Below are 12,102 nucleotides of genomic sequence, written 5' to 3'. Positions count from 1 at the left end.
CTATTTTTGAACCAGGTACTGGGGTGCCGCCATGGCCAGGAACACCGCCGCGGCCACGCGGTCCAACCGCTTGTCGGGCGGGCTGGTGGCGGTTAGCGGCATAGCGTTGAGCGCGGTCACCATCTGCCCTTGCAGCACTGCTGGCAGTTGCCCCGCGCACAGCAGCAGGTTCAGGCGTGCTACCAAAGCTTTGGCGTCCGCAGCCAGCGCCAGCTCGGTGCTGTAGCTGGCCTTGATGTCGTAGCCGTTCTTCGGATTTCTGGAGTTGTTGATGTTGTTGGGCAAGTCCGGGTCATTCACGTAGATGCCATTGCGGATCACGTTCTGCATGAAGTTCAGGTAGCCCGCCACACTGCTCTCGGTCACGATCTGGAATTCCGGTGCCATCGCACCGGTGCTGGCCATTTGGGTGGACGGCGGCACATAGCCGGGGCGGAAGAAGTTGAACACCGAAGGCGAACGCAGCGGGCTTTGGCCCAGCTGGGTGGCGGGGTTGCTCAGGTCGTTAATCTTCCAGCTGCCCTGGGCCGACGTGACACCAAAGGTGCGCCCCCATTGAACAAAACGCAGCATGGGCTCGCGCAGGCGGCCAAACTGGGCCTGCTGCAGCCCCGTGGGGCTGCGCGCCTCGTCGTCCAGCAGGATGGCGGCGAACACCGCACGCAGGTCGCCGCGCACGCCGGCGCCGTTATCGGCAAACACGGCCGACACCCGCGCCACATAGGCCGGGCTGGGGTTGCTGGTGACCAGGCGCTGAATCATTTGCTTGCCGAAAAAGGGGCCGACGTTGGGGTGGTTGAACAGCGTATCCAGCGCAATCTTCAGCGCCTGCGGGCCCGGTGTGTTGGCGGGAATGCTCACGCCCAAGAACTGCGCCGGCAGGTCGGAGTGCCGATTGGCCGTGAGCGACATGCGCTGCCTGGCAAAGTTGGTGTTACCCACCTTGCGCTTACCTTCGGGGTCAAACGGCGTCACCACGTTTTGGCGCTGGTCAAAGTCGTAGCCGGTGAACACGCGGGCCAGCTGACTCACGTCGTTTTGTACATAGGTTTCGATCCGCGCGCCAGTGGCGTTGAGCTTTTCGCTGCCATCGGGATTGAGCTGGTACAGGCCAATGGAGAACAGCTGCATGACCTCGCGCGCATAGTTCTCGTCAGGCACGCGGCCCGTGGCGGGGTTTTCTTTCTGGTTGCCCTTGGTGTTGAGGTAGTGGCCCATGGCGGGGCTCAGCGACACCTCTTCGAGCAAGTCGCGGAAGTTGCCCAGCGCGTGCTGCACCAGCGTGTCCCAGTAGTAGGCCATGGCGTGGCTGCGCCAAGCCAGGTCCAGCCCCGTGAGCGACACCACGAAGAACTCCGAGAGTGCCAACGCCAGCCGCTTGCGCACGGCATCGGGCGCAGTCATGAGCTGGTTCCAGATCATGTAGTCGCCGGGGTAGAAGTGGTCAAAGTAGCGCGTGTCGTTGGCAATGGTGCCGTAGCCGCGCGCGTTCAACCAGTCCCAGCCGGTTTGGCCCAGCGGCGTGGCAAACTGCTGGGCCAGCCAGTCGGCATAGCCCTGTTTTTGCACCGCGGCAATCTCGGCGTCCGACGCCGAGAACTGTGCTTGCAGCAAAAAGCGGGCGGCCGCTTCGGGTGTGCTCGCATCGGTGTAGTGCTGGCTGGGCCGCTGCAGCGGTACGCCACGGCCAAAGCGTGCACCTGGTGCGGCGCAGGCCGCCAGCAAGGCGCTGAGCCCAGCCAGTGCCGCGTGCTTGGCCCACTGGGGGGAGTTGGCAGCGGCCGTGTCAACGGCTGCGGAATCTTTGAGCGAATCTTCGGTCATGGGACATTCCATGGCGGCCGGTGGCCGCACAACCGCGCCATGGTAACCAAGCTTGTGTCAACGCTGTGTGAAGCTTGCAAGGCAGATGCGCTAGGCTCGGGCGCATGTTGATGGCGCTGTTCACCACTTTTTCCTGGCAAGAGCTGCGCCACCACCCGTGGCGCAATGGGGCAGCCGTGGTGTCGGTGATGTTGGGGGTGGCGCTGGCGTTTGCGGTGCACCTGATCAACGCCTCGGCGCTGGACGAGTTCTCACAAGCCATACGCTCGGTGGGCGGCCAACCCGACCTGGAGCTGCGCAGCACCGCTGGCGGTAACGCAGCTGTGGACCTGGCCCTGTGGGGTCGCCTTTTGCAGCACCCGGATGTGGCGGTGGCATCCCCCGTGCTGGAGCTGAGCACCTATGCCGTGCAAGACGGCCGCAAAGTGCTGCTGCGCGTGGTCGGCATCGACCCCTTGCAGGTGGCCGGCGTGGCGCCGGACCTGCTGCCCCTGCCCGCAGCGGGCGCAGACCGACTGGCCTTGTTTGCGCCTGACACGGTGTTTTTGAATCCGCTGGCGCGCCAGGCGCTTAAAGGTAACAGTTTGCAACTGCAACAGGGGCTGCAACTGCGCACGGTACAGGTGGCGGGCGGTGTGCAGGCCGGCGGCGCCCCGCTGGCGGTTATGGACATTGCAGCCGTGCAAGACCTGTTTGCGGTAGGTGACCGCATCACCCGTGTGGACCTGCGGCTGCGCGCCGGGGTAGACCGCGCGGCCTTTGTGCGCGCCGCCCAGGCCGCGTCCGACTGGCCCACGGGGGCGACGTTGCGCGAGCCGGGCGATGCGGTAGCGCGCATTGGCAATCTGTCGCGCGCCTACCGGGTGAACTTAACGGTGTTGGCGCTGGTGGCGCTGTTCACGGGCGGGTTTCTGGTGTTCTCGGTGCTGGCCCTCAGCGTGGCGCGGCGCGCACAACAATTTGCGCTGCTCGGCGTGCTGGGCCTGACGGGCGCGCAGCGCCTGCGGCTGGTGCTGCTGGAGGCCGCTGCCCTTGGCACCGTGGGCAGCGTGCTGGGCCTGGCGCTGGGCGCGGGCCTGGCCGCTCTGGCGCTGCGCCTGCTGGGGGGTGACCTGGGCGGTGGTTTTTTTGCGGGCAGCGCACCCGCGCTGCAATGGAGCCCGGGCGCGGCCCTGGTGTTTGGGCTGCTGGGCGTGGCCGCAGCGCTGGTGGGCGCCTGGACACCCGCACGGCTGGCGCAGCAGCTACCCCCGGCGCAAACGCTCAAGGGCCTGGGCAGCCTGACGGGCCGGCGCAACCAGGCCTGGCTGGGCGTACTGTTGTTGCTGGCCGGGGGGCTGATGGCGCTGTTGCCGCCCGTGGCAGGCATTCCGCTGGCGGCGTATTTCAGTGTGGCGCTGCTGTTGCTGGGCGGCATCATTGCCCTGCCCGCGGGCGTGGGCAGGGTGCTGGACGCCGTGGCCCCACTGGTGGCGAGCCGCGCGCTGCCGCTGCTGGCGGTGGAGCGAGCACGGCGCGTGCGCGAGAGTGCGGCCGTAGCAGTGAGCGGTGTGGTGGCCTCGTTGAGCCTGGCCGTAGCACTGACCGTGATGGTGGCCAGTTTTCGCCACTCGGTGACCCAATGGCTGGACACCGTGCTGCCCGCTGCGCTGTATGTGCGCGGTGCCGGCAGCGGTAGTGCGCTGGATACCGCCTACTTTGACCCGGCCTTTGTGCAAGGTGCGGCCCAGGTGACCGGTGTGGAACGCCTGACCACGCAGCACAGCCTGCCGCTGACGCTGGACCCAGCCCAGCCGGCCGTGGTGCTGTTGGTGCGGCCCCTGCGTGACGCGCAGACGGGCGCAATCACCCTGCCGTTGGTGGGTAACGCCCTGGCAGTGCCACCGGGCCGCACCGGTGTGTATGTGAGTGAAGCCATGCTGGACCTGTACGGTGCGCGTCCGGGGCAGGACTTACCTGCACTTTCAGCATCTTTTAGGGCTCTAGCCCCCGAGAACACTGCGCCAGTAGCTCCTGTTTTTGTAGCAGGCGTGTGGCGCGACTACTCTCGCCAGTTTGGCACCGTGGCCGTGGAGCAAGCCGACTTTGCCCGCATCAGCCGCGACACACGGGTGAACGACATCGCCTTTTGGCTGGCACCCGATGCCAAGGTGGCCCAGGTGCAAGACCGCCTGCGTGACCTGGCCAACCAGCTCGCCAAGACGCCCGGTGGTGAGGCGGGCAACTTGCTGGAGTTTGGCTCGGCCGCCGAGATACGGGCCACCAGCCTGAAGATTTTTGACCGCAGCTTTGCGGTGACCTACTGGCTGCAGGCGGTGGCCATTGGTATCGGCCTGTTTGGCGTGGCGGCCAGCTTCAGCGCGCAGGTGCTCGCGCGGCGCAAGGAGTTTGGGCTGCTGGTGCACCTGGGCCTCACGCGCCGGCAAATCCTGCGCGTGGTGGCATTGGAGGGTGCAGCCTGGACCACGCTGGGTGCACTGGCGGGCATGGCGCTGGGCCTGGCGGTGGCCGTGGTGCTGGTGCACGTGGTGAACCCACAGAGCTTTCACTGGACCATGGAACTGGCCCTGCCCTGGGGGCGGCTGGCGGTGCTGGGGGCTGCGGTGGTTGCCGCGGGCACCATCACCGCCTGGCTGTCGGGCCAGGCCGCGGCAGACCGCGACGCGGTCATGGCCGTCAAAGAGGACTGGTAGAGCCAAATGCGCTGTTGGCGGGCGTAGAGGGACTGGCAAGGGCCTCTTCCACGCGGTTGCGCCCCAGCTGCTTGGCACGGTACAGGCCGGTGTCGGCCCGGTCGATAAGCGCGGTCAGGGTGTCCGGCGCGGCATGGTTGAAAGTGGCGACACCAATGCTGACCTGGCACACCGGCAATGCCGGGTCCGTGGTGACGCTTTGGCGAATGCGCTCGGCCACCCGCAGGGCCTCCTCGCGTGTGGTGTCGGGCAGCAGAGCCACGAACTCCTCCCCGCCATAACGCCCCAGGATGGCAGGGCGGCGCAACAGCGTCTGGGCGCGGTGCACAAAATCACTGATCACCAGGTCCCCCACATGGTGGCCATGCTTGTCGTTGATGTTCTTGAAATGGTCCAGGTCCATCATCAGCGCGGCCATCTCCGTGCCCAGGCGCTGGCAGCGCGCCACCTCGTTCTCGCCCAGTTCAAACAGGGCGCGGCGGGTGTAGGCCCCGGTCAGGCTGTCGTTGCTGACCAGATACTCCAGCTCCTTACGCATGCGCTCGGTGGCCATCAGCACGCCGCCAATGGACAGCAGCAGCAGCCCGAAGCTGAAGCTGGCGAAGTACACGACCTGGATGGTCGATGCCGCAAAAATGCTGGAGGCCGGTGGGTCCACCCAGGCCGTCACACCGCGCACCAGCATGACAATGGTGAGCAGCACCGACACGGTCAGCAGCACACGGCAGGCCAAGGACGCATTGCCATATTCCCCCACGACCGCCGCATGCGCAGCAAACAGCACGGCCATGGTGCCGCAAATGAACAGCAGCCGGTAGAGATACGGCGCGTCGCCGGCAATGAGCCAGACCATGGCTACCGCGGCGTACACCGCCACAGCCGGCACAAAGTAGCGTGGCAGCGCCACGTCCATATGGCGGCATGTGCCCACCAACAGATAGGCGCCAGACAGCACCAGCAGCACATTGCCCATGCCGGCAAAGACCAGCGTTTGCACAAGGCCTTGCAAACCAAACAACAGGGTGGAGAAAAAGGCCAGCAGTTGGCCGATGGCCCAGTGGTTTAAACCCCGGATGGAACGGGGGTAGGTGCGCGCCTGGAAGAAAAGCAGCAGCGCCATCAGCAAGGCCATCAGGCCATTGATCAAGATGAAGATGCGCAGATCGGGAGCGGACACTGGCAGGCTCACAGCAGTTGGCGACGCGACCATGATAGTGGCAGAGGGCCTGCCAGCACTGCTTTTATCCAAAAACAACGCCCATGCCGGGAGGCATGGGCGCAGAAAATCAGAGGAACTTAGGGCGAATCAGGGCACATCAAGGTGAATTGGACTCCAGGCCGCACAGCACCCGGCCCCTGCCCGCAGCGAACACATTCGCATAGCCTGACAAGCCTGCCACGAGGCGCACCAAGGCGCGCGCCACCAACGCCAGGCCGTGGCCCACATCACGCAGGGGCTCCACCACCTTGGCTTGCCAGCGGGTGATCATGCATGGCTCGGGCTGCGCCACCCACTGCAGCTTGATGTCGTCCTGCCCCTTGTGTGGCCACGCTTCCACCACCACACGCTGCCCCGCGCGCAGTTGCAAGTCGTGGCCCAACGCCACGAAATGGTCACCGGTTTCCAGCAGCGGGGTGTGGCGGGACACATCCAACGTGGCCCAGGCACGGCCCGACACCACACGCAGCACACCGGCCGTGCGCGGACGCAGGGTGACCGCATTGCCCTTGGCCAGCACCCAGGGGGCGTCGGCAGACAGGGCTACCGCGTCGTAAGCGACACCAGCGGCAGGTTGTTGAAGCTGGGAAGCTTGTTGGGACTGTTGTAGCGAGGGACTTTGGACTTGCATGGTGGACTCCTGTTTAGGTGGTTGGGCAATGAATGATCGCGCCGCACCGCCACACCGTCCAATGAAATCGGGCTATGCTATTCATTCCATTCACGCATGAATCGACATTCCCGCCATGTCCTCCGCCGTCCCCTCCAGCACCGAGATCCGCCTGCGCACCCGGCCCATTGCTATGGGCCACCTGCGCGCCCTAGAGGCGGTGGCCCGCCACCTGAACTTCCGGGCGGCGGCGGAAGAGCTGTCGCTGACCCAAAGCGCGGTAAGCCGCCAAGTGCAGTCGCTGGAAGAAGAGGTGGGCGTGCCCCTGTTTTTGCGCCACACGCGCGCCGTGGAGCTGACCAGTGCGGGCGCCCAATTGTTGCGCGCCGTGGTGCCTTCGCTCGAGCGGGTGGACAGCGCGGTGCGCCTGATCCGCCGTACAGCGGGACGCAAGAGCGTGGCCATTTCCACCTGGGCCTCATTTGCCTCTATGTGGCTGATTCCGCGGCTCGAAGCCTTCCAGGCCGAGTACCCGGACATCGATATCCGCCTGGACGCCACCGACAACCCGGTGGACCTGGACACCAGCGACGTGGACCTCGCCATCCGCTACACCCGTCCCAGCAATGCAGGCCCTGACGCGGTGCGCCTGTTTGGCGAGCAGCTCACGCCAGTGGCCAGCCCCTGGCTGCTGAAAAGTGGCCCACCGCTGCGCAAGCCTGCCGACCTGAACCGCTTTGCGCTGCTAGAGGCCAGCGACAGCCACCGCCACCAAAACCTGGAGTGGCTGACCTGGCGGCGCTGGCTGGACGACAACCAGTTGCCCAAGCTGGAGCCCAAACGCTGGATGTATTTCAACTACGCCCACCAGATCGTGCAGGCCGCGCTGACCGGCCAGGGCGTGGCGCTGGCGCGCATGCCGCTGGTGGCCGACAGCCTGGCCAGCGGCGACCTGGTGGAAGTGCTGCCCAACGGACGCATCGACACGCCGCTGGTGTACTTTTTGATCGTAGGGCCGCGCAGCAGCACACGGCCCGAAATTCAGGCCTTTTGCGCCTGGCTGATGGCGCAGGCGGCGCTCACCCGCAAGGCCATTGGCGAGGTGCCCGACCCCGAAACCAACGCCCACCCCGACTGAACCATTGCCCGGCGCCACACCTTCCCTGACAATGGCACGCATGCGTATTCCCCATCGCCCTTTTACCTACCCCCTGGTGGTCCTGGCCGCGCTGGCAGCTTTGGCCAGCGGCCCCGCCCTGGCGCAAGAGTCCCTGGTCACCAAGCGCGCCTCGGCGCTGCGCGATGGCCCTGCCGACAGCGCCGCCACCCTGGTTGCCCTGCCCGCCCAAACCCCACTGACCCGACTGCCCACGCGCCAGGGCCCGTGGATCCAGGTGAAAACCGCCGCCGGCGCCAGCGGGTGGATTCACCTGTTTGACGTGGGCTCTCCCACCGAGCAGGGAACCGTGGCCAGCGCCGCCACCGGCGCGCTGCGTGGCCTGTCCAACCTGTTCAACCGCGGCAGCGCACAAAACCAAAACACAGGGGGCCCCACGGCCACCGTCGGCATACGGGGCCTGGGCGCGGAAGACATTGCCAACGCGCAACCCAATATGGCTGCGCTGACCCAAGCCGAGGGCCAGCGGCAGGACGCCGCGCAAGCCAAACGCTTTGCGGCCGATGCCAGCCTGACTGCCCGCGCGGTGGAGCCACTGCCTGTGCCCTCGCCGCCCGCACCGCTCCCCAATCCGAACATCAAGGGGGCCTTCCCATGAAGCGCACCGTCCTCGGCCTGTGTGTGGCCGCCTGCTTTGCCGGCGTACCCGTGTCACTCCAGGCGCAAGACGCCGGCAAGGCACTGGGCGGTCTGTTCCAGAACCTGCTCAAGCCCAACCAGGGCGGTGGTGGCGGCCTCGGCATCTCGCTAGGGGGCAACAACAATGCCGCCAACGCCGGCAATGCAGTGGACTTGGTGGGCCTGCTCTCGCAGTCGCTGGAGCAAATTGACGAACCCAAGGAAATCGAAATCGGCCGGCAACTGTCGGCCGTACTGCTAGGTACCAAGCCCTTGCACAAAGACGTGGCGCTGCAGCGGTATGTGAACCGGCTGGGTCGCTGGATCAGCCTGCAATCGGCCAGGCCCGACCTGCCCTGGACCTTTGCGGTGCTGGACGACACCGGCTTCAATGCCTTTGCCGCACCCGGGGGCTACATCTTCATCACCAAGGGCTTGGTAGACGCGGTGGCCGACGAATCAGAACTGGCTGGCATCCTTGCGCACGAGATCCACCACGTGGTGGGCAAGCACCACCTCAAGGCCATGCGCAAGACCGCGCAAACCGGGCTGTTGACCAAGGCCATCGCCTCGCAATTCAGCAACAACGTGCAAGGCATGGTGTCAGCCCAACTGCTGGCCCTGGGCAAGGACCTGTATTCCAAGGGCCTGGACCAGGAGGACGAGTTGGATGCCGACCGCAGTGGCGTAGCCCTGGCCGCGCGCGCGGGTTTTGACCCGTATGGCCTGGTGGCCGTGTTGCAGCAGCTGCGCACCGCCAAGCCCGACAACCCGGTCTTCACGCTGACCCTGAGCACCCACCCCGCCACCCAGGTGCGGCTGGACCAGTTGGAGGCGGCCATGGGCCAGCGGCTGGATGCCCTCTCAGGCCAGCCCTCGCCCACCGTCCCGCAGCGCTTGGCGCGTGCCGGCAACCACTAATCACTGCATGCCATGCTGAGCCGCCGCGCCTGGCTGGCGGCCCCGGTGCTGGCAGGCGCATGGCCCGCAGCGTGGGCCCTGCCCGCCACCACCCTGCGCTTCCCGCGCGATGCGGGTAGCCACAACGACTTTGCCACCGAGTGGTGGTACCTCACGGGCTATGCCAATGTGGCTGGCCAATCTGCAGCGTTAGGGTTTCAGGTCACTTTCTTCCGCAGCCGCGTGGCGGCCACACAAGGCATGCAGTCGCGCCTGGCGGCGAAGCAGCTGCTGTTTGCCCATGCGGCTGTCACCGACGTAGCGGGCAAAAAACTTTGGCACGACCAGCGCATCGCCCGTTGGTCTGGCGAGCCCGCGGGTAGCAACTCGGCAGATACGGCCTCCGCCAACCTGCAGGACACGGGCGTGCTGCTGCGCGACTGGTCCCTGCAGCGCCAGGGCGCAGACCTGCAGGTCCAAGTGGCGGCGGGCGACTTCACGCTGAACCTGAACTTCAAAGCCAGCCAGCCCGTGCTGCTGCAGGGGAAAGATGGCCTGTCCCGCAAGGGGCCTGAGGACAAGCAGGCCAGCTACTACTACAGCATGCCGCAGCTGCAAGTCAGCGGCAGCATTGCGCTGCAGGGCCAGACGCGCGCCCTGGAGGCCGGCAGCACCGCCTGGCTGGACCACGAATGGAGCCAGGAGGTGCTTCACCCGCAGGCCCAGGGCTGGGACTGGATTGGCATCAACCTGTTCGACGGCAGCGCGCTCACCGCCTTTCAGTTGCGCGACCGGCAAGGCGGCGCGCTGTGGGACGGTGGCTCCTTCCGCAGCGCGGCGGGTGTGCGCTACGCGTTCTCACGCGGCGAGGTGCTGTTCAAACCCACGCGCAGCTGGCGCAGCCCACTCAGCAAGGCCAGCTACCCTGTGGAATGGGTGGTACGCACGCCGGCCGACTTTTACACGGTGAAGGCCGTCCTCGACAACCAAGAACTCGACAGCCGCGGCTCCACCGGCGCCATCTACTGGGAAGGCCTCAGCGAAGTCTGGGACAGCAACGACAAGCTGGTCGGGCGCGGCTACCTGGAGATGACAGGGTATGCGGCGGCGCTGAAGCTCTAACCGTGCTGCAACAAACCGCAACAAACCGAAAACCGGTCGCTACAAATTCAATAGCTGCTCGCGCAATAATCACGGGGGCTAGAGGCTTGTTTCTTTATATTTCCTTAGCCACCTTGCCTCTACCCCCCTCACCCCCATCTAGGCAGCCATGACTTCTTCCGACCGCCCCAAAGCCACCAACCCCAAATCCCTCTCCGGCCTGCTGCCATTCCTGCGACCCTACCGGGGCCGTATCGGCATGGCGCTGGTGTTTCTGGTGCTGGCGGCGGGTGCCACGCTGGCGTTTCCGCTGGCGCTGCGCAGCCTGATTGACGGCGGGCTGGTGCAGGCCGACAAGGGCGCACAGGTGATGGCGCTGCGCGAACACTTTGCGGCGCTGTTTGCCGTGGCCGTGGCGCTGGGCCTGTTTTCGGCATGCCGCTTTTACATGGTGAGCTGGCTGGGCGAGCGCGTGACGGCGGACCTGCGCAACGCGGTCTACAGCCATGTGCTCAAGCAAAGCCCCGAGTTTTTTGAGACCACGCAAACCGGCGAAGTTCTGTCGCGCCTATCGGCCGACACCACACTGGTGCAGACCGTGGTGGGCTCCTCGCTCAGCATGGGGCTGCGCAACGCGGTGATGGGCGTTGGCGCGCTGGGTGTGCTGGTGTGGACCAACCCGGTGGTGATGCTGCAGGTGCTGGTGGTGCTGGTTTTGGTGGTGGTGCCCAGCCTGTGGTTTGGCCGGCGTGTGCGCAAGCTCTCGCGGGCGTCGCAAGACCGCATTGCCGACTCCAGTGCCATCGCCGCCGAGGTGCTGAACGCGATTCCTGTGGTGCAAAGCTACACCGCCGAAGGGCGCGAGACCGCGCGCTTTGTCACCTCCACCGACAACGCATTCGAGACCGCCACCAAGCGCAGCCGCATGCGTGCGGTGCTGGTCGCCTTCATCATCATTGCCACGTCTGCCGCGCTCTTGTGGGGCCTGTACCAAGGCACGCAGGCGGTGGCCGAAGGCCGCATCACGGCGGGCCACCTGGGCCAAACCGTGGTGTATGTGATCATCCTGGCCAGCGCGTTTGCAGTACTGGGCGAGGTGTATGGCGACCTGCTGCGTGCCGCCGGTGCCACCGAGCGCCTGATGGAGCTGCTGGGCACCCAATCGCCCATCACTTCACCATCAAAACCGCTGTTAGCCCCCATGCCTACTGCGGGAAGCGCTATCAAATTTGAAGCGATTGATTTCCACTACCCCTCGCGCCCCTTGCAACCGGCGCTGCAAAACTTCAGCCTGAACGTGCAGCCCGGCCAGACCGTGGCCATCGTCGGGCCCAGCGGTGCGGGCAAGAGCACGGTGTTCCAGCTGCTACTGCGCTACTACGACCCACAGAGCGGCGGCATTGTGTTGGACGGCGTAGGCACGCGCGACATGGCACTGGACACGCTGCGCCAGCGCGTGGGCATCGTCCCGCAGGACGCGGTGATTTTCTCCAGCAGCGCGTTGGAAAACATCCGCTACGGCAAGCCCGATGCGACCGATGCCGAAGTCAAGGCCGCCGCCCAGGCCGCATTCGCACACGAGTTCATCAGCGCCCTGCCCCAGGGCTACGACACCTTCCTGGGCGAGCGCGGCGTGCGCCTCTCTGGCGGCCAGCGCCAGCGTATCGCGATTGCGCGCGCCATGCTGAAAAACCCGCCGCTGCTGCTGCTGGACGAAGCCACCAGCGCGCTGGACGCCGAGAGCGAACGCATGGTGCAGGCCGCACTTGAATCAGCCATGCGCGACCGCACCACGTTGGTCATTGCCCACCGCCTGGCTACGGTGCAAAAGGCCGACCTGATCGTGGTGCTGGACCACGGCAAGCTGGTGGAACAAGGCACGCACGCCGAGCTGGTGGCGCGTGGCGGTGTGTACGCCGGGCTGGCGGCGCTGCAGTTCAACGCCTGAACCACCAGTAGC

The 12,102-nt window shown here is 66.0% G+C and carries 9 protein-coding genes; 6 read left to right on the top strand and 3 right to left on the bottom strand.

Annotation, left to right across the window (positions count from 1 at the left end; all coding sequences use genetic code 11):
• Positions 1 to 1,824 (bottom strand): DUF1800 domain-containing protein, encoded by a 1,824-nt coding sequence (locus AC1DZ5_RS18000; RefSeq protein ID WP_477891543.1) that lies wholly within the window; start codon positions 1,822 to 1,824, stop codon positions 1 to 3.
• Positions 1,825 to 1,931: 107 nt separating this feature from the next.
• Between AC1DZ5_RS18000 and AC1DZ5_RS17995 the strand changes: the two genes are divergently transcribed.
• Entirely contained in the window at positions 1,932 to 4,517 is a 2,586-nt protein-coding gene (locus tag AC1DZ5_RS17995) for an ABC transporter permease (protein ID WP_477891683.1), read from the top strand.
• On the opposite strand, the gene AC1DZ5_RS17990 is transcribed toward AC1DZ5_RS17995, so the two are convergent.
• On the bottom strand, positions 4,501 to 5,694 hold the full coding sequence (locus AC1DZ5_RS17990; protein WP_477891541.1) for a GGDEF domain-containing protein: 1,194 nt from the start codon (positions 5,692 to 5,694) through the stop codon (positions 4,501 to 4,503). The two genes, AC1DZ5_RS17995 and AC1DZ5_RS17990, sit on opposite strands and share 17 nt — an antisense overlap.
• Positions 5,695 to 5,833: 139 nt before the next feature.
• Positions 5,834 to 6,367: a DUF2917 domain-containing protein gene (locus tag AC1DZ5_RS17985; protein WP_477891539.1), complete on the bottom strand. Its 534-nt coding sequence runs from the start codon at positions 6,365 to 6,367 to the stop codon at positions 5,834 to 5,836.
• Positions 6,368 to 6,482: 115 nt separating this feature from the next.
• On the opposite strand from AC1DZ5_RS17985, the gene AC1DZ5_RS17980 reads away from it, so the two are divergent.
• From AC1DZ5_RS17980 to AC1DZ5_RS17960, 5 genes are all read left to right on the top strand, one after another.
• Complete coding sequence (locus AC1DZ5_RS17980) at positions 6,483 to 7,484, top strand: LysR substrate-binding domain-containing protein (protein ID WP_477891537.1); 1,002 nt, start codon at positions 6,483 to 6,485, stop codon at positions 7,482 to 7,484.
• Between the two features lie 40 nt (positions 7,485 to 7,524).
• Positions 7,525 to 8,121, top strand: coding sequence for an SH3 domain-containing protein (locus tag AC1DZ5_RS17975; protein ID WP_477891535.1), 597 nt, complete (start codon positions 7,525 to 7,527; stop codon positions 8,119 to 8,121).
• Positions 8,118 to 9,062, top strand: coding sequence for a M48 family metalloprotease (locus AC1DZ5_RS17970; RefSeq protein WP_477891533.1), 945 nt, complete (start codon positions 8,118 to 8,120; stop codon positions 9,060 to 9,062). The genes AC1DZ5_RS17975 and AC1DZ5_RS17970 overlap by 4 nt, the downstream gene beginning before the upstream one ends.
• Before the next feature lie 12 nt (positions 9,063 to 9,074).
• Positions 9,075 to 10,163, top strand: coding sequence for a lipocalin-like domain-containing protein (locus tag AC1DZ5_RS17965; RefSeq protein ID WP_477891531.1), 1,089 nt, complete (start codon positions 9,075 to 9,077; stop codon positions 10,161 to 10,163).
• A 148-nt stretch (positions 10,164 to 10,311) separates the two neighbouring features.
• Entirely contained in the window at positions 10,312 to 12,090 is a 1,779-nt protein-coding gene (locus AC1DZ5_RS17960) for an ABC transporter transmembrane domain-containing protein (protein ID WP_477891529.1), read from the top strand.
• The last annotated feature ends 12 nt before the right edge of the window (positions 12,091 to 12,102 follow it).

Source organism: Rhodoferax sp. P1_F3, from assembly GCF_056405715.1.
The sequence above is the reverse complement of the archived record's forward strand: the minus strand, read 5'-3'. Positions and strand labels throughout refer to the sequence as shown.